The organism is Mycolicibacter engbaekii, assembly GCF_002101585.1.
In the GTDB taxonomy this organism is placed as follows: Bacteria; Actinomycetota; Actinomycetes; order Mycobacteriales; family Mycobacteriaceae; genus Mycobacterium; species Mycobacterium engbaekii.
On the sequence record NZ_LQOT01000070.1, the window covers coordinates 1 to 20,011 of the forward strand.

Consider the following 20,011-nt stretch of genomic DNA (forward strand, 5'->3'; position numbering starts at 1 on the left):
AAAAACCCCGGCAAAAGCCGGGGCAATCCGTAACCGATGACGCGACTCATGTGTAACCCATGACCCGACTCACCACACTGTGTCCGAGGGGGGACTTGAACCCCCACGCCCGTTAATAGGGCACTAGCACCTCAAGCTAGCGCGTCTGCCATTCCGCCACTCGGACCTACCCGGCTCGGCCGGGCAGCTAAGGCTAACGGATGGCGATCCTTGGACCCAAACCCAGCCCTGGCAACACCGTCCGAAGGGCCGCGGACCGGGCCCGAAGTGGTAGTAAAGGTAGTTGTGACCGATTTCCCGGATCCTGCCGGCGGCGCCGTGGCCGAGGTGGTCGAACTCGTCAGCGCCCTCATTCGTTTCGACACCTCCAACACCGGCGAACCGGCCACCACCAAGGGCGAGGCCGAATGTGCCCGCTGGGTGGCCGCCCAGCTCGAGGAAGTGGGTTACGAGACCGAATATCTCGAATCCGGTGCACCGGGGCGCGGGAACGTGTTCGCCCGTCTGGCGGGCAGTGACCCGTCTCGCGGGGCGCTGCTGATTCACGGGCACCTCGATGTGGTGCCGGCCGAGGCCGGCGACTGGAGTGTGCACCCGTTCTCCGGGGCGATCCAGGACGGCTATGTCTGGGGCCGTGGTGCGGTCGACATGAAGGACATGGTCGGCATGATGATCGCGGTGGCCCGCCACCTGGCCCGTTCCGGTATCACCCCGCCGCGGGATCTGGTGTTCGCCTTCGTGGCCGACGAGGAGGCCGGCGGCAAGTACGGCGCGCATTGGCTCGTCGAGAACCGTCCCGACCTGTTCGCCGGGGTCACCGAGGCGATCGGGGAGGTCGGCGGTTTCTCGCTGACGGTGCCGCGCCGCGACGGCGGGGAGCGGCGGCTCTACCTGATCGAGACCGCGGAGAAGGGCCTGTGCTGGATGCGGCTGCGGGCCCACGGCCGGGCCGGGCACGGATCGATGATCAACGACGACAACGCCGTCACCGTGCTGGCCGAGGCGGTGGCCCGACTCGGCCGGCACCGCTTCCCACTGGTGCTCACCGAGGCGGTGGAGCAGTTTCTGATCGCGGTGAGCGAGGAGACGGGACTCGCCATCGACGTCGACTCCCCGGACCTGGAGGGGATGATCGAGAAGCTGGGGCCCATCGCCCGCATCGTCAACGCCACCCTGCGCGACACCGCGACACCGACCATGCTGCAGGCCGGCTACAAGGCCAACGTGATCCCCGCGACGGCCGAGGCGGTGATCGACTGCCGGGTCCTTCCCGGGCGCCAGGCGGCGTTCGAGGCCGAGGTCGACGCCCTGATCGGTCCCGACGTGACCCGGGAATGGGTCACCCTCCAGCCGTCCGTCGAGACGACCTTCGACGGCGACCTGGTCGAGGCGATGAACGCCGCGCTGCTGGCCTGCGATCCCGACGCCCGGGCGGTGCCCTACATGCTGTCCGGAGGAACGGATGCAAAAGCGTTCGCCAAGTTGGGTATTCGCTGTTTTGGATTCGCTCCGCTGCGCCTGCCGCCGGACCTCGACTTCGCCGCGCTGTTCCACGGCGTCGACGAGCGGGTTCCGGTCGACGCGCTGAGGTTCGGCACCCGCGTCCTGCACCACTTCCTGACACACTGTTGACCACAACGAGAGGACCACACATGAGCTCTGTCCACGACCCCTACGCCGCGCTGCCCAAGCTGCCGACCTTCACCCTCACCTCGACATCGCTCACCGACGGCCAGCAGCTGGCCAAGCCGCAGGTCAGCGGAATCATGGGCGCCGGCGGTGAAGATGCCAGCCCGCAGCTGAGCTGGTCGGGCTTCCCCGAGGAGACCCGCAGCTTCGCAGTCACCTGCTACGACCCGGAAGCTCCCACCGCCTCGGGCTTCTGGCACTGGGCGGTGGCCAACCTGCCGGCCACCTGCACCGAGCTGCCCGAAGGCGTCGGTGACGGCAGCCTGCTGCCCGGGGATGCGCTCACCCTGGTCAACGACGCCGGGATGCGCCGCTACGTGGGTGCGGCGCCGCCCCCTGGTCACGGCACGCACCGCTACTACTTCGCGGTACACGCCGTCGACGTCGAGAAGCTGGACCTCGCCGAAGACGCCAGCCCGGCCTACCTCGGCTTCAACCTGTACATGCACGCCATCGCCCGCGCGGTGATCGTCGGCACCTACGAGCGCAACTAGCTCCGGCCCGCGCTAGGTGGCGGCAGAGCCGACCGCCTCGGCCAGCGAGGCGTAGCCGCCGTCGCGGAGCCGCCGGGCCAGGCCGTCGTGAATGTTTCTGGCCCACAGGCCGCCGCCGTAGATGAAGCCCGTGTAGCCCTGCAGCAGCGAGGCGCCGGCGGTGATGCGCTCCCAGGCGTCGTCGGCCGTTTCGATCCCGCCGACACTGATCAGCACCAGCCGGTCGCCCACCCGGGCGTACAGCCGCCGCAGCACCTCCAGCGCCCGGCGGGCCACCGGCGGGCCGGAGATCCCGCCGGGCCCCAACTCGGCGACCCCCGGGGTGCTCAGGCCGTCGCGGGACACCGTGGTGTTGGTGGCCACGATGCCGGCCAGGTCCAGCTCCATGCACAGGTCGGCGATGGCGTCGACGTCGGTGTCGGCCAGGTCCGGCGCGATCTTCACCAGCACCGGTTTGGTGGTCTCGGCGCGCACCGCCGCCAGGATGGGCCGCAGCGCGTCGATGGCCTGCAGGTCGCGCAGGCCCGGAGTGTTCGGCGAGCTGACATTGACCACCAGATAGGCGGCCAGCGGGGCCAGCAGACGGGCGCTGGCGCGGTAGTCCTCGACCGCGCCCTCGGGTGGCGTGACTTTGGTCTTGCCGATGTTGACCCCGATCGGCACGTCGGGCCGATGGCCCGCCAGCTTGGCCGCCAGGGCTTGGGAGCCGTGGTTGTTGAAGCCCATCCGGTTGAGCAGCGCGCGGTCTTTCGGCAGCCGGAACAGCCGCGGGGCAGGGTTTCCCGGCTGCGGCGCCGCCGTCACGGTGCCCACCTCGGCGTAACCGAAACCCAGTGCGCCCCAGGTGTTGAGGCCGACGCCGTCCTTGTCGAATCCGGCGGCCAGTCCGAGCGGTCCGGGGAAGTGCACCCCGAACACCGTGCTGGCCAGCACCGGGTCGTGCGGGGCGAGCCGGCGCCGCAGCGCCCGGCGAGTCGGTGCCGTTGCGGTGGCGCCGCGCAACGCCCCGAACGCCAGGGTGTGCACCCGCTCCGGCGGCAGCAGGAACATTGCCCGGCGCAGCGCGTCGTACAGGCCCATCCGCCTACAGTCCCGGCTGGTCGACGCAGCGGCTGCTGCTGACCGGGTCGGTGGCTGATTTCTTGCGGCGCAACAGCACTCGCCTGCTCCCGTCGGTGTACAGCCGCACTCGGGTCAGCTCCCAACCTCGGTATTCGGCCTCGATGGCCAATCGGGTGGACGCCCCGATCCGGCTGACCTCCGGGGGCAGCCGCAGCGGAATCCATTCGTAGTCGTCGGACAGTTCGGTTTCCCAGCCGGGCGGCAGCCGGCGTGGGCGCAGCGCGGTCAACGTGGCCTCATGGCGTGCTCGATGATCTGCACCCCGGCCCCCGAACCGGACACCACGTACAAGGTGTCCGCGGTGTCGTCCAGTGCCAGAGTGTTGGGTTGCTGCACGGTCGGATAACGAACCTTCTCCACGGGGATTCCGGTGGTCAGATCGTAGCCGACCACGGTGTTCGTCCCGGTCTGCGACACCCACGCGAAGCCGCCCGCCCCGGCCAGCCCGTAGGGGGCGTGCGGCACCGGGTAGTCCTGATGCAGCATCAGCGGATCGACACCGTAGACCAGCAGGCGCCCGCCGCGGGTGTCGGCGGCCAGCACCGGGCCGTGCGCGGCGGCGGCCAGGGTGGTGGCGCCTTGGCCGGCGCGCAGCGCGTATTGGGGTTTTCCGTTGGATCCGATGGTCGTCACCGAGGTCTGGCCGCGGTCCAGCACCACCGCGATGTCTCCCTGCGTCACGATCTGGTCGACCCGGGCGAAGATCTTCGCCCGCTCCGCGACCTGCGCCCCGTCGGAGGCCAGGGTGTAGACGGTGCCGTCGGAGCTGCCCAGCACCATGACGCCGTCGCTGCGCCGGCCGATCGCGGTGAACTCGACGTCGGCGGCGTCGGCGACATCGACACGCGCGGCGGTGCGGGCGGTCAGGTCCACGGTGTAGTAGCCGCCGCGGCCGGCCAGGTAGACCCGGCCCCGGTCGTCGCCGGCCAGCGAGCTCGCCGGCCCCGGCAGCGCCACCACCCCCGGTGGGCGACCGGCAGCGCCGACCAGGCTGACAGAGGCGCCGCCGTGGTCCGGGGATCCGGGGGACAACACCGCCAGCAGCCCGGTCGCGGCGTCGAACACCGCACCGGTTGCCGGCTCGCCCAGGGGTTGCACGGTGCCCGCCGGGCGCACCGTGGCGGCCGGGGACACGGCGGGCTGCGCCGGCGCGATGGTGGGCGGCGGTGCGGTGATCGGATTGGACGAGCACGCCGTGAGCAGCAGCAACGGCAGCAACAGGGCTCGAAGGGACCGGCGGGGCCGGCGGGGGGAGCACTTGGGCACGGGGCAGCTCTTCCAGCTCGTCGCGGTGGGCGGGTTGGTGCGAACACCGATTCTAAGGAAGACGGTGCGGTGCAGCCCGCCTGTCCGGCGCAACTATAAGTTCGCTTAGGTGTAACCTCGCGGCCATGACTGTGGCGCAAGACTGGCAGCCGACGTGTGCACAGTTCGGGATCGAGGAGATCTGGACGGGCGCGTTCGCCAGTGGTTTCGGCGAGATCGGCGACGGGCGTAGCTTCTCGTTCCGCATTGAGCACTACAAGCTGGTGGTCGATGTCTATCGGCCCCGGTTGAGCGGTCCCGTCCCGCACGCCGAGGACGTGGTGGCCACCGCGAGCCGGCAGCTGTTCGGCATCGATGTCGCCGACGAGCGCAGCCTGGGTGCTGCGGTGCGCGACGTGGTGTCCGATCTGATTCGCTGATTCCGGCCCGGTACCGTCATCCTCGTGTCTGAGGTGGTGGCGGTTGCCGAGGCGGCCGCGATGTCGTGGCAGCAGGTGGTGGTGCTGGCCATCGTGCAGGGCCTCACGGAGTTTCTGCCGATATCGTCCTCGGGGCATTTGGCGGTGGTGTCGCGGCTGTTCTTCGCCGGTGACGCCGGCGCCTCCTTCACCGCGGTCACCCAACTGGGCACCGAGGTCGCCGTACTGGTCTATTTCGCCCGCGACATCGCGCGCATCGCCACGGCCTGGGTGTCCGGGGTGGCCTCGAAGCTGGCCAAGACACCGTTGGCCGCCGACCGGGAGACCGACTACCGGCTGGGCTGGTACGTCATCATCGGCACCATCCCGATCTGCGTGCTGGGCGTGGTGTTCACCGACCAGATCCGGTCCGGGGTACGAAACCTGTGGGTGGTGGCCACCGCGCTGGTGGTGTTCTCGGCGGTGATCGCCGCGGCCGAATACCTCGGCCGCCAGGCCCGTCACGCCAAGGAACTGACCTGGCGCGACGCCGTGCTGGTGGGCTCGGCGCAGACCCTGGCGCTGGTGCCCGGGGTGTCGCGATCCGGGGCCACCATCAGCGCCGGGCTGTTCGCCGGCCTGGACCGGGAACTGGCCGCCCGGTTCGGGTTCCTGCTGGCGATTCCGGCGGTGTTCGCCTCGGGACTGTTCTCGCTGCCGGATGCGTTCCACCCCGGCGGTGCGGGCATGAGCGCCAGCGGACCGCAGCTTCTGATCGCCACCCTGATCGCCTTCGCGGTGGGCTGGGCGGCCATCGCCTGGTTCCTGAAATTCCTGGTGACGCACAGCATGTACTGGTTCGTCGGATACCGGGTCGTCGTCGGCACGACGATCCTGATCCTGCTGGCCACCGGAGTGTTGGCGGCCTCGCCATGACGGTGATCCTGCTGCGACACGGCCGGTCCACCTCGAACACCTCCGGGGTGCTGGCGGGGCGCTCCGAGGGCGTCGACCTCGACGACCTGGGCCGGGAGCAGGCGGCGCAGCTGGTCGGCCGGTTCGACGGCCTGCCCATCCGAGCGGTGGTGCGCTCGCCGCTGCTGCGGTGCCGCAGCACCGTCGAACCGCTGGCGGCTGCGCTCGGGCTCGAGCCGCTGGTCGACGACCGGCTCGCCGAGGTCGACTACGGGACCTGGACGGGGCGCAAGATCAGCGAGCTGGTGGCCGAGCCGCTGTGGCGGGTGGTCCAGGCCCAGCCCAGCGCGGCGATCTTCCCCGAGGGCGAAGGGCTGGCGCAGGTGCAGTCCCGGGCCGTCGCCGCGGTCCGCGACCACGACCGGCAGCTCGCCGAGCAGCACGGCGCCGACGTGCTGTGGGTGGCGTGCACCCACGGCGACGTCATCAAGGCCGTCATCGCCGACGCGCTCGGTGTGCATCTCGACGGTTTCCAGCGGATCACCGCCGACCCGGCGTCGGCGAGCGTCATCCGGTACACCCCGTTGCGCCCGTTCGTCATCCATCTGAACCACACGGGCGCGTCGTTGGCCGCCGCGGTGCGCAGTTCCCCGGCCCCGGCCGGCCACGAAAGCGACGCCGTCGTCGGCGGCTCCACCACTTAGTCCAAGCCGGATACGGGCAGGCGCCCCAACTGCCGGTATTTTGGAGGTGCCATGTCCCGAGCAATCCACGTCTTCCGCACCCCCGACCGCTTCGTGGCCGGGACCGTCGGCCAGCCCGGAAACCGCACCTTCTACCTGCAGGCGGTTCACGACGACCGGGTGGTCTCGGTGGTGCTGGAAAAGCAGCAGGTCGCGGTCCTCGCCGAGCGGATCGGTGCGCTGCTGCTGGAGGTCAACCGCCGATTCGGCACCCCGGTGCCCCCCGAGCCCGCCGAGATCGACGACCTGAACCCGCTGGTCACGCCGGTGGACGCCGAGTTCCGGGTCGGCACCATGGGACTGGGCTGGGATTCCGAGGCGCAGACGGTGGTGGTCGAGCTGCTCGCCGTCAGCGACGCCGAATTCGACGCCTCGGTGGTGCTCGACGACACCGACGAGGGGCCGGATGCGGTGCGGGTGTTCCTCACCCCGGAGTCCGCGCGCCAATTCGCCACGCGCTCCAACCGGGTCATCTCGGCGGGCCGCCCGCCGTGTCCGCTGTGCGACGAGCCGCTGGACCCGGCCGGCCATATGTGCGTGCGCACCAACGGCTATCGGCGGGGTGCTTTCGGGCCCGACGATGAGCCCGATGACTCCGAAATCTGACGACCGGGAGGCGTTGCACTCCGGGGAACTGGAGATCCTGGGCCGTATCCGCTCGGCGAGCAACGCCACGTTCCTGTGTGAGGCGGCGCTGGGGGAGCACCGTGTGCACTGCGTCTACAAGCCGGTCGCGGGCGAACAGCCGCTCTGGGACTTCCCCGACGGCACCCTGGCGGGCCGGGAGCTGGCCGCGCACCTGATCTCGGCAGCATTGGGCTGGGATCTGGTGCCCTACACGATCATTCGCGACGGCCCGGCCGGACCGGGCATGGTGCAGCGATGGGTCGATCAACCCGGCGACGCCGTCGAAGACGACGACGCGCCACCGGCGCTGGTCGACGTGGTACCGGCCGGCCCCGTCCCGGCCGGCTACCTGCCGGTGCTGCAGGCCTTCGGCCCCGCCGGCGATCCGGTCACCCTGGTGCATGCCGACGACGCCCGCCTGCGCCGCCTGGCCATCTTCGACGTGGTGATCAACAACGCCGACCGCAAGGGCGGCCACGTCCTGTGCGGCACCGACGGCCGCGTCTACGGGGTCGACCACGGTGTGAGCCTGCACACCGACGACAAGCTGCGCACCGTGCTGTGGGGGTGGGCGGGCAAGGCCCTGGCCGACCTCGACGACGAGGCGCTGCCGGACCTGGCGCGGCTGCTGGTGGAGTTGGACGGTCCGCTGGGCTGCGCGCTGCAACCGCACCTGACCTCCGATGAGATCGCGGCGCTGCGCCGGCGGGTCGCCGACCTGCTGGACCATCCGGTGATGCCCGGCCCGAACCGTCACCGCCCCATACCCTGGCCGGCGTTTTGACACGGCGGCCGCCGCCCGCGAGCCGTAGTCGGGAAATCCGGCGCGCCCGGCGTCGGGGATACTGCCAGACGTGACGCTGACCGACGCGGCGCTGGCCGCCGAACTGGCAGTCGAGGCCGGAAAGCTCTTGTTGGCGGTACGCGACGAGGTCGGGTTCGCCCAGCCGTGGCACCTCGGCGACACCGGCGACGGCCGGGCCAACCAGCTGATCATCCGCAGGCTGCGCGACGCGCGTCCCACCGACGCGGTGCTCAGCGAGGAATCCCCGGACACCCTGGCCCGGCTGCGGGCCGACCGGGTCTGGATCATCGACCCGCTCGACGGGACCCGGGAGTTCACCACCCCGGGCCGAGACGACTGGGCGGTGCACATCGCGCTGTGGCAGCGCGGGGGAGTCGACGGCTACGGCGCCATCACCGACGCCGCGGTGTCGCTGCCGGCCTACGGCAACCGCAGCAACGTGGTCTTCCGCTCCGACACCGTCGCCGGCCCGGCCGCGCGAACCCAACCGGACCACCCCATCCGGATCGCCGTCAGCGCCTCCCGGATGCCCGGGCTGGTGCGGCTCCTGTACGAGGTACTGCCCGTCGAGCCGGTGCTGATGGGCTCGGCGGGCGCCAAAGCGATGGCCGTGGTGCGCGGGGACGTGGACGCCTACCTGCACGCCGGCGGGCAGTGGGAGTGGGATTCGGCCGCCCCCGCCGGTGTGGTGCAGGCGGCGGGCCTGCACGCCTCGCGCATCGACGGGTCGCCATTGCGCTACAACCGGCCCGACCCCTACCTGCCCGACCTGCTCATGTGCCGCCCCGACGTGGCGCCCATCCTGCTGGATGCCATTCGGCGCACGGTGCTCTAGGGGCCCCACCTCGCCTCCGGCGAGTCTCGCTGAACCGCGGTGCTGATGCGGCGGTTCCAGCTTCACCTCGCCTCCGGCGAGTCTCGCTGAACCGCCGGGCCTTACAGTCGTGGGCATGCAATCGTGGTCCGCGCCGGCCGTTCCAGTCCTGCCCGGGCGCGGCCCCGCGCTGCGCCTCTACGACACCGCCGACCGGCAGGTGCGTCCGGTGTCGCCGGGCCCGACGGCCGGCATGTACGTCTGCGGCATCACCCCCTACGACGCCACGCACCTCGGTCATGCCGCCACCTACCTGGTGTTCGACCTCATCCACCGGCTCTGGCTCGACGCCGGTCATGAGGTCAACTACGTGCAGAACGTCACCGACGTCGACGACCCGCTGCTCGAGCGGGCCGAACGCGACGGGGTGCCGTGGGAGGCGTTGGCCGCCAGCCAGGTGGAGTTGTTCCGCACCGACATGACCGCGTTGCGGGTACTGCCGCCCCGCGACTACGTGGCCGCCACCGAGGCCATCGCCGAGGTGGTCGAGGTGGTCGAGAAGATGCTGGCCGCCGGAACGGCCTACGCCGTCGACGACGAGTATCCCGACATCTACTTCCGCGCCGAGGCCACCGAGCAGTTCGGCTACGAATCCGGGTTCGACCGCGCCACCATGCTGGAACTGTTCGCCGAGCGCGGCGGCGACCCGGACCGGGCCGGCAAGGCCGACCCGCTCGATGCGCTGCTGTGGCGGGCCGTCCGGCCGGGCGAGCCCAGTTGGCCCGCGTCGTTCGGAGCCGGCCGGCCGGGCTGGCATGTGGAGTGCGCGGCGATCGCGCTCAGCCGCATCGGCTCCGGAATCGACATCCAGGGCGGCGGTTCCGACCTGGTCTTCCCGCACCACGAGTTCTCCGCTGCCCACGCCGAATCCCTCACCGGGGAACGCCGTTTCGCCCGGCACTATGTGCACGCCGGGATGATCGGCTGGGAGGGGCACAAGATGTCCAAGAGCCGCGGCAACCTGGTGCTGGTGTCCAAGCTGCGGGCCCAGGGCGTCGAGCCCGCCGCGATCCGGCTGGGTCTGCTGGCCGAGCACTACCGCAGCGACAGGTCCTGGGACCAGCAGACCCTGGCCGCGGCCGAGGCCCGGCTGGAGCGCTGGCGGGCCGCCACCAGCCTGCCCGCCGGTCCGGACGCCCAGGACGTGGTGGGACGGGTCCGCCGCCACCTGGCCGACGACCTCAACACCGGCGCCGCGCTGGCCGCGCTGGACGGCTGGACCACCGATGCGCTCGAGTACGGCGGGCATGACGCCGAGGCTCCGCGGCTGGTGGCCACCGCGGTCGATGCCCTACTGGGAGTATCCCTTTAGGCCCGCTACCGGAGTAGGTTGAGCGCATGCCTTCCATTCACTCTCAGGTCGTGTTCATCACCGGCGGCGCGCACGGTATCGGCGCCGAGGCGGCCCGCCGGCTGCACAACAAGGGCGCCAAACTGGTCCTGACCGATCTGGACAAAGACGCGCTGGACTCCTTCGCCGCCCAGCTCGGCGGGGACCGGGTGCTGACCGTCGTCGCCGACGTACGTGACCTCGACGCCATGCAGTCCGCGGCCGCCCAGGCCGTCGAGCGGTTCGGCCGGATCGACGCGGTGGTGGCCAACGCCGGCATCGCCAGCTACGGGTCGGTGCTCGGCGTCGACCCCGCGGCCTTCCGCAGGGTCATCGACGTCAACCTGGTGGGGGTGTTCAACACCATCCGGGCCACCCTGCCGGCGGTGATCGACCGCCGGGGGTACGTGCTGGTGGTGTCGTCCCTGGCGGCGTTCACCGCCGCGCCGGGAATGCTGCCCTACGACGCGTCCAAGGCCGGGGTGGAGCATCTGGCCAACGCGTTGCGCCTCGAGGTCGAGCGCCTCGGGGTGACGGTCGGATCTGCCCACATGTCCTGGATCGACACCGCCCTGGTCCGCGACACCAAGAAGGACCTGCCGACCGCGGCCGAGATGCTGCCCAAGCTGCCCTGGCCGCTGAACAAGACCACGTCGGTGGACCAGTGCGCCGAGGCGTTCGTCGACGGCATCGAGCACCGCCGCGTCCGGGTGTACTGCCCGCGCTGGGTGGGGCTGTTCCGCTGGCTCAAGCCGCTGCTGTCCAGCCCGATCGGTGAGCGGCCGATCGCCAAGACCTCCGGCGACCTGATGGCCCGGATGGACGCCGAGGTGGCCGCCCTGGGCCGCTCCACCAGCGCCTATAACGAGGGCATCGACCGGTAGGCTCAGCGCCTCCGGCGCCGCAGATACTTCTCGAACTCGGCGGCCAGCGCGTCCCCGTCGACCTTGCTCAGCGCCTCGGTCATGTCGACCTCGGCGTCGCCGCGCTCTTCCAGCGCGGTCACATAGTCGGCGATCTCGTCGTCCTCGCTGGCCATCTCGCTGACCGCCCGTTCCCACTCCTCGGCCTGCGCCGGCAGGTCGCCCAGCGGAACCTCCACGTCCAGGGCGTCCTCCACCCGTTGCAGCAGGGCGACGGTGGCTTTGGGGTTGGGCGGCTGGGAGACGTAGTGCGGTACCGCCGCCCAGAAGGTGACCGCGGGAATCCCGGCGGCCACGCAGGCGTCCTGGAACACCCCGGTGATGCCGGTCGGCCCCTCGTAGCGGGTCTCGGTCAGCCCGAACCGGGCGGCCGACTCCGCCGAATACGCCGCGCCGGACACCGGCACCGGGCGGGTGTGCGGGGTGTCGGCCAGCAAGGCCCCCAGGATCACCACGGTGTCCACGTCGAGCTGGTCGATGATCCCGAGCAGCTCCGCGCAGAACGACCGCCAGCGCATGTTGGGTTCGACGCCGTGCATCAGCACGATGTCGCGGTCGCTGCCCGGCGGCCGGCAGTGCGAGATGCGCATCGAGGGCCACACCAGCTCGCGGGTGACGCCGTCGAGCTGGCGGATCACCGGCCGATTCACCTGGTAGTCGTAGTAGTCCTCGTCGTCGATCTCGACGATCAGCCGCGCGCCCCAGATCTCCTGGAGATGCTGCACGGCGTCGCTGGCGGCGTCGCCGGCGTCATTCCAGCCCTCGAACGCCGCCACCACGATGGTGTCGTGCAGTTCGGGGAGAACGGTGCCGTCGTCCGGTCGGGTCACGGATTCAGCCTACGACGCGCGCTTGGCACAAGGCTTGTAGTCCTACCGGCCGCGTCGGCGCCTTCGTCGGACCCTTTGTCCCCGCGCCCGGATGACGACGTAGACTTTTCACCGTCGAGAGGCGTTGCAACGGTTCGCCGGTCCTGCCGGCAGCCGCCACGCTCGGCAGAGTTAAGGACGCCTTCCGCCATGGAAGGGAACCGCGTGAACGCCTTTGAACCCAACATTCGCCCGGACTGCACCGACGAGCTGAGCGCCACCCTGCGCCGGCGGATCATGGTGATCGACGGCGCGATGGGCACGGCGATTCAGCGCGACCGCCCGGACGAGGCGGGCTACCGCGGCGACCGGTTCACCGAGTGGCCGACCGCCCTGCAGGGCAACAACGACCTGCTCACGCTGACGCAGCCGCAGATCATCGAGGGCATCCACCGCGAGTATCTGGAGGCGGGCGCCGACATCCTGGAGACCAACACGTTCAACGCGAACGCGGTCTCGCTCGCCGACTACGGCATGGCCGACCTGAGCTACGAGCTCAACTACGCCGGTGCCGCGCTGGCCCGCAAGGCCGCCGACGGCTTCAGCACCCCCGACAAGCCCCGGTACGTGGCGGGCGCCATCGGCCCGACCACGCGGACGGCGTCCATCTCCCCGGACGTCAACGATCCCGGCGCCCGCAACGTCTCCTACGACCAGCTGGTCGCTGCCTACCTCGAATCGGCCAACGGCCTGGTCGACGGCGGCGCCGACATCCTGATCATCGAGACGATCTTCGACTCGCTGAACGCCAAGGCGGCGGTGTTCGCCGTGGAGACGCTGTTCGAGGAGCGCGGACGCCGCTGGCCGGTCATCATCTCCGGCACCATCACCGACGCCTCCGGGCGCACGTTGTCCGGTCAGGTCACCGAGGCGTTCTGGAACTCGATCCGGCACGCCAAGCCGATCGCGATCGGCCTCAACTGTGCCCTGGGCGCCCCGGAGATGCGGCCCTACATCGCCGAGATGTCGCGGATCGCCGACACCTTCGTGTCCTGCTACCCGAACGCCGGGCTGCCCAACGCCTTCGGCGAGTACGACGAGACCCCGGAGCGCCAGGCCGGCTACATCGCCGACTTCGCCGACGCCGGTCTGGTCAACCTCGTCGGGGGCTGCTGTGGCACGGCGCCGCCGCACATCGCCGCAATCGCCGAGGTCGTCGAGGGCAAGGCGCCGCGCGAGGTGCCCACGGTCGAGCTGGCCACCCGGCTGGCCGGCCTGGAACCGCTGAACATCACCGACGACTCCCTGTTCGTCAACATCGGTGAACGCACCAACATCACCGGCTCCGCCCGGTTCCGCAACCTGATCAAGGCCGGGGACTACGACACCGCCCTGTCGGTGGCGCTGCAGCAGGTCGAGGTCGGTGCGCAGGTCATCGACATCAACATGGACGAGGGCATGATCGACGGCGTCGCCGCGATGGACCGCTTCACCAAACTGATCGCCTCCGAGCCGGACATCAGCCGAGTCCCGGTGATGATCGACTCCTCCAAGTGGGAGGTGATCGAGGCCGGCCTGAAGAACGTGCAGGGCAAGCCGATCGTCAACTCGATCTCCATGAAGGAGGGCGAGGAGAAGTTCATCCGCGAGGCACGGCTGTGCCGCAAATTCGGCGCCGCCGTCGTCGTGATGGCCTTCGACGAGCAGGGGCAGGCCGACAACCTGGAGCGCCGCAAGGAGATCTGTGGGCGCGCTTACCGGGTCCTGACCGAACAGGTCGGCTTCCCGGCCGAGGACATCATCTTCGACCCGAACTGCTTCGCGCTGGCGACCGGCATCGAGGAGCATGCGACGTACGGGATCGACTTCATCAAGGCCTGCGCCTGGATCAAGGAGAACCTGCCCGGGGTGCACATCTCCGGCGGCATCTCCAACGTCTCGTTCTCGTTCCGGGGCAACAACCCGGTCCGCGAGGCGATCCACGCGGTGTTCCTCTACCACGCCATCAAGGCCGGGCTGGACATGGGCATCGTCAACGCCGGAGCGCTGGTGCCCTACGACTCGATCGACCCCGAACTGCGGGAGCGGATCGAGGACGTCGTGCTCAACCGCCGCGACGATGCCGCCGAGCGGCTGCTGGAGATCGCCGAACGGTTCAACACCTCCGAGAAGGCCGAAGATCCCGCCGCGGCGGAGTGGCGCAGCCTTCCGGTCCGCGAGCGGATCACCCACGCCCTGGTCAAGGGCATCGACGCGCACGTCGACGCCGACACCGAGGAGCTGCGGGCCGAGATCGCCGCCGCCGGCGGGCGACCGATCGAGGTGATCGAGGGCCCGCTGATGGACGGCATGAACGTCGTCGGCGACCTGTTCGGCGCGGGCAAGATGTTCCTGCCCCAGGTGGTCAAGTCGGCCCGGGTGATGAAGAAGGCCGTGGCCTACCTGCTGCCCTACATCGAGGCGGAGAAGCAGCCCGGCGACGCCGAGAACACCAACGGCACCATCGTGATGGCGACCGTGAAGGGCGACGTCCACGACATCGGCAAGAACATCGTCGGAGTTGTGTTGCAGTGCAACAACTACACCGTCGTCGACCTCGGTGTGATGGTGCCCGCCGAGAAGATCCTGGCGGCGGCGGCGGAACACGACGCCGACATCATCGGCCTGTCCGGCCTGATCACCCCGTCGCTGGACGAGATGGTCAACTTCGCCGTGGAGATGGAACGCGAAGGCCTGGAGATCCCGCTGCTGATCGGCGGGGCGACCACCTCGCGCGCCCACACCGCGGTCAAGATCTCGCCGCGCCGCAGCGGCCCGGTGGTCTGGGTCAAGGACGCCTCCCGCTCGGTGCCGGTCGCCGCCGCGCTGCTCGACGACAAGCAGCGGCCGGCGCTGCTGGAGGCCACCGAGGCCGACTACGCGTCCCTGCGGGAACGGCACGCCCAGAAGAACGAGCGGCCCATGGTGACGCTGGAGAAGGCCCGCGCGAACCGGACGCCCATCGAATGGGACGGCTACACGCCGCCGGTGCCGGCCCAGGGGCTGGGGGTGCGGGAGTTCCACAACTACGACCTCGCCGAACTGCGCGAGTACATCGACTGGCAGCCGTTCTTCAACGCCTGGGAGATGAAGGGCCGCTTCCCCGACATCCTCAACAACCCGGTCTCCGGGGAGGCCGCCCGCAAGCTCTACGACGACGCGCAGGCGATGCTCGACACCCTGATCGCGGAGAAGTGGCTGACGGCCAACGGCGTCATCGGGTTCTTCCCGGCCAACGCGGTCGGTGACGACGTCGAGCTCTACACCGACGAGACCCGCACCCAGGTGCTGGCCACGCTGCACAACCTGCGCCAGCAGGGCGAGCACCGCCAGGGTGTCCCGAACCGGTCGCTGGGCGACTACATCGCGCCCAAAGAAACGGGCCTGGCGGACTACATGGGCGCCTTCGCCGTCACCGCAGGCCTGGGCAGCGGCGAGAAGATCGCGGAGTTCAAAGCCGCCCTCGACGACTACAGCGCCATCCTGCTGGAGTCGATCGCCGACCGGCTGGCGGAGGCCTTCGCCGAGCGGATGCACCAGCGGGTTCGCACGGAGTTCTGGGGATTCCAGCCCGACGAGCACCTGGACAACGAGGCGCTGATCGCCGAGAAGTACCAGGGCATCCGCCCGGCGCCCGGCTACCCGGCCTGCCCGGAGCACACCGAGAAGGCGACGCTGTGGAAGCTGATGGACGTGCAGGCCCGCACCGGCATCGAACTGACCGAGTCGATGGCGATGTGGCCCGGCGCCGCGGTCAGCGGCTGGTATTTCGCGCACCCGCAGTCGCAGTACTTCGTGGTCGGCCGGCTGGCCCAGGACCAGGTCGCCGACTACGCCCGGCGCAAAGGCTGGACCCTGCCCGAGGCCGAGCGCTGGCTGGCGCCCAACCTCGGTTACAACCCGGAGGACTGAGCCCTACCGGGCCGGGGGACACGATTCTGCTATGACTGTGCTGCGCGCGGTGCTCTGCGACATGGACGGCACCCTTGTCGACTCCGAAAAGCTGTGGGATGTCGCCATGGAAGCGCTCTATGACCGCCTCGGCGGGGTCCTGACGCCCGAGGTCCGGGCGGCGACGGTCGGGGGCTGCGCCGAGAACACCATGCGGATCGTCTACGACGACCTCGGCCTTCCGCGTGACCCGGCAGCCATGGCGGCATCGGCGCGCTGGCTGCACGACTACACCGGAGAGCTGTTCGACGCGGGCCTGCCCTGGTGCGACGGCGCACAGGACCTGCTCGAGGCGCTGGCCGCCGCGGCGATGCCGACGGCGCTGGTGACCAACACTCCGCGCATGCTGGCCGAGCGGGCGCTGGGCAGCATCGGCCGGCACTATTTCTCGGCCGTGGTCTGCGGCGACGAGGTGCCGGCGGGCAAGCCGGCGCCGGATCCCTACCTGCGTGCCGCGCAGCTGCTGGAGCTGGACCCGCGCTGGTGTCTGGCCGTGGAGGACTCGCCGACGGGGGCCGCCGCGGCCGAGGCGGCGGGTTGCCCGGTGCTGGTGGTGCCCAATGCGCTCCCGGTGCCGGGCGGCGCCCGGCGCCACCAGGTGACGTCGCTGCGTGGGCTCGGGCTGGCAGACCTGCACCAGATCTGCGTCCGGCTGGGCGACTCGCAACCGGCCTCCGCCGGAAACCCACGTGAGCACTCCTGAGGTCGCATGAAACAATCGCTGCTCGTGAAGACCTTCGAGGAGCTGTTCGCCGAGCTCGGTGAGCGCGCCGCCACCCGCCCGGCCGGCAGTGCCACCGTGGCGGCCCTGGACGCCGGGGTGCACACCGTCGGCAAGAAGATCCTGGAGGAGGCCGGCGAGGTGTGGCTGGCCGCCGAGCACGAGTCCGACGACGCGCTGGCCGGTGAGATCAGTCAGCTGCTGTATTGGACCCAGGTGCTGATGATCTCGCGCGGGCTGACGCTGTCCGACGTGTACAGAAAGCTGTGAGCATGTTGCGTGTCGCGGTGCCCAACAAGGGCGCGCTCAGTGAAGCTGCCGCGGAAATGCTGTCGGAGGCCGGCTACCGCAGCCGCACCGACGCCAAAGACCTGACGGTCCTCGATCCGGTCAACAAGGTCGAGTTCTTCTTCCTGCGGCCCAAGGACATCGCGATCTACGTCGGCTCCGGGGAACTCGACTTCGGGATCACCGGCCGCGACCTGGCGGCCGAATCGGGGGCCCCGGTGGCCGAACGGCTGGCGCTGGGTTTCGGATCCTCACGGTTCCGCTACGCCGCCCCGGCCGGGCGCGACTGGGTCGCCGCGGACCTGGCCGGCAAGCGCATCGCCACCGCCTATCCGAACCTGGTCCGCCGGGACCTGGCCGCCAAGGGCATCGAGGCCACCGTCATCCGCCTCGACGGGGCGGTGGAGATCTCGATCCAGCTGGGGGTGGCCGACGCGATCGCCGACGTGGTCGGCTCCGGGCGCACGCTGCGCCAGCACGGCCTGGTGGCCTTCGGTGAGTCGCTGTGCGACTCCGAGGCGGTGCTCATCGAGGGCGCCGAGCCCAACGGCCGCAGCTCCGAAACCGCCGCCGCCCGCGACCAGCTGGCCGCCCGGGTGCAGGGTGTGGTGTTCGGCCAGCAGTATCTGATGCTCGACTACGACTGCCCGCGTGTGGTGCTCGACCAGGCCACGGCGATCACCCCCGGGCTGGAGTCGCCCACGATCGCCCCACTCGCCGACCCGGACTGGGCGGCGGTGCGCGCGCTGGTGCCCCGCCGCGAGGTCAACGCGATCATGGACGAGTTGGCCGCCATCGGAGCCAAAGCCATCCTGGCCTCGGATATTCGGTTCTGCCGATTTTGAATCACTCCCGGTAGCCGGGGCTTCGCCGTGTTAGCGTCCGGTGGTCGGCTCGACTGGCCCGGGAGGTTGTGGTGACGCATTTCATCGTGCTGGTGCTCGCGCTGTTCATCGGTGCCGTCGCCGGGCTGCGGGCGTTCACCGCGCCGGCCGTCATGGCCTGGGCGGCCGTGCTGCACTGGATCAACTTGAACGGGACGTGGGCCGAGTGGCTGACACATCCGGTGACCGTCACCATCCTGACGCTGCTGGCGATCGGTGAACTCATCACCGATCAGCTGCCCCGCACGCCGGCGCGCACCGTGCCCGTGCAGTTCGGCGCGCGGCTCGTGCTGGGTGGGTTCGCCGGCGCGGTGCTCGGCACGGCCTGGAACTACACCTGGACGGCACTCGGTGCGGGCATCATCGGGGCGGTGATCGGCACCCTGGTCGGCTTCAACATGCGCCAGCGCCTGGTTGCCGCCAACGGCGGCCGCGATCGGCCGATCGCATTTGCGGAGGACGCCATCGCGGTGCTGGGCGGTTTCGCGATCGCCGCCCTGACCGCGGTGGTCTGAGCAGCCCGTCAGCGCCGCTGCACCAGCAGCGCCTGCGCCGATGTCCCGATGAACCCGTGGTGGTCGAACAGCTCGGCCGTGGTCACACCCACTCCGTCCGGCCCGATGGAGGCCCGGGCGCGCAGGCCGAATTCGGTTCCGGCAGGAAGCCGGTGCAGGTGCACCACGGTGTCGGTGTTCATGAACATGTACTCGTCGACGTCGAGTGCGGCGCCTACTCCGTTCGCGGAGTCCACCACCATCGCCAGCCGCTGCAGCGCGGTGGTCGGCTCGTCGTCCACCAGGTGCACCTGCGGGGTCAGCCAGGCGATCGCCGAGCCGTCGGGGGCGTCGGGCTGTACGCGCCACGTGACCGACTCGGCGTACCCGCTGGCCTGGGCGAACCAGTCCGGGGGCGGCAGCGGCGGCACGCTGGCCAGGGGCTCGTGCCGGTCGCTGGCCACCGCCGCGGTGTCCGAGGTGGCCAGCGCCCAGGCGCTCAGCCGTGCCACCGGCCGGTCATCGTCGCAGCTGAGCATCTCGGCCTCCAGCAGCCGGATCCGCCGGCCCGGCCGCTGCACCCGGGCCGCCACCCGTACCGGGGCCAGCGGGACCGCCCCCAGGATGTCCAGGCTCAGCCGGGCCACCCGCTGATCCGATCCGGCGAGCAGGTGCTCGACCTCGCGGGTGAGCAGCGCCAGCGGCGGTGAACCGTGCTGCAGGGGGCCCCAGTTGCTGCGGGTCAGGTCGCTGGGCCGGTAGACCACGTCGTCTGGGCCCGCACCGCTTGCCCGGTGGTAGTAGCTGCCGGTCACGCCGCGCTGTCCGCCGGCCAGCCGGGGTAGGGCGGTGGGGTCCCGCCGTAGGCCGGACACAGCGCACGGTGTGCGCACCAGTCGCACAGGCGTGACGGCTGTGGCCGGAAATCTCCGGTGGCACCGGCGGTTTGGATGGCGCGCCAGATCGCGACCAAGGTCTTCTCGAACCGCAGCAGCTCGCCGTGATCGGGGGCGTAGTCCAGCAGTTGCCTGTCGGCCAGGTAGATCAGCCGCAGCCGTGCGGGCAGCACGCCGCGGGAGCGCAACAGCGCCACGGCGTAGAACTTCATCTGAAACAGTGCCTTCGACTCGGCGCCGGGAAGCCGCTCCGCCGCCGCCGGAGCCCGACCGGTCTTGTAGTCGACCACCCGCAGTTCACCGGTGGCCGCGACGTCGATGCGGTCGACGAATCCGCGCAGCAGGGTGCCGTCGGCCAGCTCGACCTCCACCCGCTGCTCGCAGCTCTGCGGGTCGAAGCGGCGGGGATCCTCCAGCCGGTAGTAGCCGGCCAGCAGCTTGCGCGCCTCGGACATGAGCTGCTCGGCATCGAGTCCGGCGGCGCAGTCCGGCGCGGCGTCGAGCAGCTGTTCCCAGGCCGGCGCCACCAGGCCCTGGGCGGTCTCGGGGTCGCGCTGGGCCGCCGGCAGGGCAAAGAGGCGCTCCAACGCGCCGTGCACCACCGAGCCGCGCAGCTGGGCGGCCGAGGACGGTTCCGGCAGCCGATCGATGGCCCGGAAGCGGTACAGCAGCGGACACTGCTTGAAGTCGGCCGCCCGTGACGGGGACAGTGCCGGCCTGCTCATACCCGGGAACACTACGGG

The 20,011-nt window shown here is 70.5% G+C and carries 21 protein-coding genes and 1 tRNA gene; 15 read left to right on the plus strand and 7 right to left on the minus strand.

The features are described 5' to 3' along the window. Positions 1-80: 80 nt before the first annotated feature. Positions 81-166: transfer RNA gene (locus tag AWC02_RS18340), tRNA-Leu, on the minus strand. A 119-nt stretch (positions 167-285) separates the two neighbouring features. Between AWC02_RS18340 and AWC02_RS18345 the strand changes: the two genes are divergently transcribed. Both AWC02_RS18345 and AWC02_RS18350 read left to right on the plus strand, forming a co-directional pair. Then, complete coding sequence (locus tag AWC02_RS18345) at positions 286-1,632, plus strand: M20/M25/M40 family metallo-hydrolase (RefSeq protein ID WP_207568085.1); 1,347 nt, start codon at positions 286-288, stop codon at positions 1,630-1,632. Between the two features lie 20 nt (positions 1,633-1,652). Beyond that, positions 1,653-2,183, plus strand: coding sequence for a YbhB/YbcL family Raf kinase inhibitor-like protein (locus AWC02_RS18350; RefSeq protein ID WP_085130138.1), 531 nt, complete (start codon positions 1,653-1,655; stop codon positions 2,181-2,183). Between the two features lie 12 nt (positions 2,184-2,195). Here the strand turns inward: AWC02_RS18350 and AWC02_RS18355 are convergent, their stop codons facing one another. From AWC02_RS18355 to AWC02_RS18365, 3 genes are read right to left on the minus strand one after another with little or no spacing between them, the layout of a single operon-like run. After that, positions 2,196-3,257, minus strand: coding sequence for a quinone-dependent dihydroorotate dehydrogenase (locus AWC02_RS18355; protein ID WP_207568087.1), 1,062 nt, complete (start codon positions 3,255-3,257; stop codon positions 2,196-2,198). 10 nt (positions 3,258-3,267) lie between these two features. Further along, positions 3,268-3,534 carry a DUF5703 family protein gene (locus AWC02_RS18360; protein WP_085130140.1) on the minus strand — a complete coding sequence of 89 codons (267 nt, stop codon included), beginning with the start codon at positions 3,532-3,534 and terminating at the stop codon, positions 3,268-3,270. Then, the gene (locus AWC02_RS18365; protein WP_207568086.1) at positions 3,531-4,571 is read right to left on the minus strand and encodes a YncE family protein; all 1,041 of its coding nucleotides are present in this window, start codon (positions 4,569-4,571) and stop codon (positions 3,531-3,533) included. Before AWC02_RS18365 ends, AWC02_RS18360 begins: the two co-directional genes overlap by 4 nt. Before the next feature lie 125 nt (positions 4,572-4,696). Here AWC02_RS18365 and AWC02_RS18370 point away from each other — a divergent pair, with 125 nt between their 5' ends. The 8 genes from AWC02_RS18370 (at position 4,697) to AWC02_RS18405 (ending at position 11,147) form a co-directional block, all read left to right on the plus strand. Continuing rightward, positions 4,697-4,990 carry a hypothetical protein gene (locus tag AWC02_RS18370; protein ID WP_085130141.1) on the plus strand — a complete coding sequence of 98 codons (294 nt, stop codon included), beginning with the start codon at positions 4,697-4,699 and terminating at the stop codon, positions 4,988-4,990. A 60-nt stretch (positions 4,991-5,050) separates the two neighbouring features. Further along, positions 5,051-5,905, plus strand: a complete 855-nt coding sequence (locus AWC02_RS18375; protein WP_085130167.1) for an undecaprenyl-diphosphate phosphatase — start codon at positions 5,051-5,053, stop codon at positions 5,903-5,905. Further along, on the plus strand, positions 5,902-6,588 hold the full coding sequence (locus tag AWC02_RS18380) for a histidine phosphatase family protein (RefSeq protein ID WP_085130142.1): 687 nt from the start codon (positions 5,902-5,904) through the stop codon (positions 6,586-6,588). The genes AWC02_RS18375 and AWC02_RS18380 overlap by 4 nt, the downstream gene beginning before the upstream one ends. Positions 6,589-6,639: 51 nt before the next feature. Beyond that, positions 6,640-7,233, plus strand: coding sequence for a DUF3090 domain-containing protein (locus AWC02_RS18385; protein WP_085130143.1), 594 nt, complete (start codon positions 6,640-6,642; stop codon positions 7,231-7,233). Next, positions 7,217-8,038, plus strand: a complete 822-nt coding sequence (locus AWC02_RS18390) for an SCO1664 family protein (protein WP_085130144.1) — start codon at positions 7,217-7,219, stop codon at positions 8,036-8,038. Before AWC02_RS18385 ends, AWC02_RS18390 begins: the two co-directional genes overlap by 17 nt. A 70-nt stretch (positions 8,039-8,108) precedes the next feature. Then, positions 8,109-8,894: a 3'(2'),5'-bisphosphate nucleotidase CysQ gene (locus AWC02_RS18395; protein ID WP_085130145.1), complete on the plus strand. Its 786-nt coding sequence runs from the start codon at positions 8,109-8,111 to the stop codon at positions 8,892-8,894. Between the two features lie 115 nt (positions 8,895-9,009). Beyond that, positions 9,010-10,245, plus strand: a complete 1,236-nt coding sequence (gene mshC / locus AWC02_RS18400; protein ID WP_085130146.1) for a cysteine--1-D-myo-inosityl 2-amino-2-deoxy-alpha-D-glucopyranoside ligase — start codon at positions 9,010-9,012, stop codon at positions 10,243-10,245. Between the two features lie 26 nt (positions 10,246-10,271). After that, positions 10,272-11,147 carry an SDR family oxidoreductase gene (locus tag AWC02_RS18405; protein WP_085130147.1) on the plus strand — a complete coding sequence of 292 codons (876 nt, stop codon included), beginning with the start codon at positions 10,272-10,274 and terminating at the stop codon, positions 11,145-11,147. Between the two features lie 2 nt (positions 11,148-11,149). On the opposite strand, the gene AWC02_RS18410 is transcribed toward AWC02_RS18405, so the two are convergent. Then, entirely contained in the window at positions 11,150-12,016 is an 867-nt protein-coding gene (locus tag AWC02_RS18410) for a PAC2 family protein (protein WP_085130148.1), read from the minus strand. 189 nt (positions 12,017-12,205) lie between these two features. Here AWC02_RS18410 and metH point away from each other — a divergent pair, with 189 nt between their 5' ends. From metH to AWC02_RS18435, 5 genes are all read left to right on the plus strand, one after another. After that, positions 12,206-15,946, plus strand: a complete 3,741-nt coding sequence (metH, locus tag AWC02_RS18415; protein ID WP_085130149.1) for a methionine synthase — start codon at positions 12,206-12,208, stop codon at positions 15,944-15,946. Between the two features lie 31 nt (positions 15,947-15,977). Beyond that, the gene (locus AWC02_RS18420) at positions 15,978-16,688 is read left to right on the plus strand and encodes an HAD family hydrolase (protein WP_419179293.1); all 711 of its coding nucleotides are present in this window, start codon (positions 15,978-15,980) and stop codon (positions 16,686-16,688) included. A 6-nt stretch (positions 16,689-16,694) separates the two neighbouring features. Beyond that, positions 16,695-16,976: a phosphoribosyl-ATP diphosphatase gene (locus tag AWC02_RS18425; protein WP_085130150.1), complete on the plus strand. Its 282-nt coding sequence runs from the start codon at positions 16,695-16,697 to the stop codon at positions 16,974-16,976. Between the two features lie 2 nt (positions 16,977-16,978). After that, a complete protein-coding gene (gene hisG / locus AWC02_RS18430; protein WP_085130151.1) occupies positions 16,979-17,839 on the plus strand; it encodes an ATP phosphoribosyltransferase in 861 nt (286 codons plus the stop codon). A 71-nt stretch (positions 17,840-17,910) separates the two neighbouring features. Beyond that, on the plus strand, positions 17,911-18,393 hold the full coding sequence (locus AWC02_RS18435; protein WP_085130169.1) for a DUF4126 family protein: 483 nt from the start codon (positions 17,911-17,913) through the stop codon (positions 18,391-18,393). An 8-nt stretch (positions 18,394-18,401) separates the two neighbouring features. Here AWC02_RS18435 and AWC02_RS18440 read toward each other — a convergent pair whose 3' ends face one another. Both AWC02_RS18440 and AWC02_RS18445 read right to left on the minus strand, forming a co-directional pair. Next, entirely contained in the window at positions 18,402-19,187 is a 786-nt protein-coding gene (locus tag AWC02_RS18440; RefSeq protein ID WP_085130170.1) for a thioesterase family protein, read from the minus strand. Continuing rightward, on the minus strand, positions 19,184-19,993 hold the full coding sequence (locus AWC02_RS18445; protein WP_085130152.1) for a RecB family exonuclease: 810 nt from the start codon (positions 19,991-19,993) through the stop codon (positions 19,184-19,186). Before AWC02_RS18445 ends, AWC02_RS18440 begins: the two co-directional genes overlap by 4 nt. Positions 19,994-20,011 lie beyond the last annotated feature (18 nt).

Excerpts from the sequence above, each read along its gene's own strand:
- AWC02_RS18350 (WP_085130138.1), top strand. The coding sequence starts at position 1,653 with ATGAGCTCTGTCCACGACCCCTACGCCGCGCTGCCCAAGCTGCCGACC.
- AWC02_RS18370 (WP_085130141.1), top strand. The coding sequence starts at position 4,697 with ATGACTGTGGCGCAAGACTGGCAGCCGACGTGTGCACAGTTCGGGATC.
- AWC02_RS18375 (WP_085130167.1), top strand. The coding sequence starts at position 5,051 with ATGTCGTGGCAGCAGGTGGTGGTGCTGGCCATCGTGCAGGGCCTCACG.
- AWC02_RS18380 (WP_085130142.1), top strand. The coding sequence starts at position 5,902 with ATGACGGTGATCCTGCTGCGACACGGCCGGTCCACCTCGAACACCTCC.
- AWC02_RS18385 (WP_085130143.1), top strand. The coding sequence starts at position 6,640 with ATGTCCCGAGCAATCCACGTCTTCCGCACCCCCGACCGCTTCGTGGCC.
- AWC02_RS18390 (WP_085130144.1), top strand. The coding sequence starts at position 7,217 with ATGACTCCGAAATCTGACGACCGGGAGGCGTTGCACTCCGGGGAACTG.
- mshC (WP_085130146.1), top strand. The coding sequence starts at position 9,010 with ATGCAATCGTGGTCCGCGCCGGCCGTTCCAGTCCTGCCCGGGCGCGGC.
- AWC02_RS18405 (WP_085130147.1), top strand. The coding sequence starts at position 10,272 with ATGCCTTCCATTCACTCTCAGGTCGTGTTCATCACCGGCGGCGCGCAC.
- metH (WP_085130149.1), top strand. The coding sequence starts at position 12,206 with ATGGAAGGGAACCGCGTGAACGCCTTTGAACCCAACATTCGCCCGGAC.
- AWC02_RS18420 (WP_419179293.1), top strand. The coding sequence starts at position 15,978 with ATGACTGTGCTGCGCGCGGTGCTCTGCGACATGGACGGCACCCTTGTC.
- AWC02_RS18425 (WP_085130150.1), top strand. The coding sequence starts at position 16,695 with ATGAAACAATCGCTGCTCGTGAAGACCTTCGAGGAGCTGTTCGCCGAG.
- hisG (WP_085130151.1), top strand. The coding sequence starts at position 16,979 with ATGTTGCGTGTCGCGGTGCCCAACAAGGGCGCGCTCAGTGAAGCTGCC.
- AWC02_RS18445 (WP_085130152.1), bottom strand. The coding sequence starts at position 19,993 with ATGAGCAGGCCGGCACTGTCCCCGTCACGGGCGGCCGACTTCAAGCAG.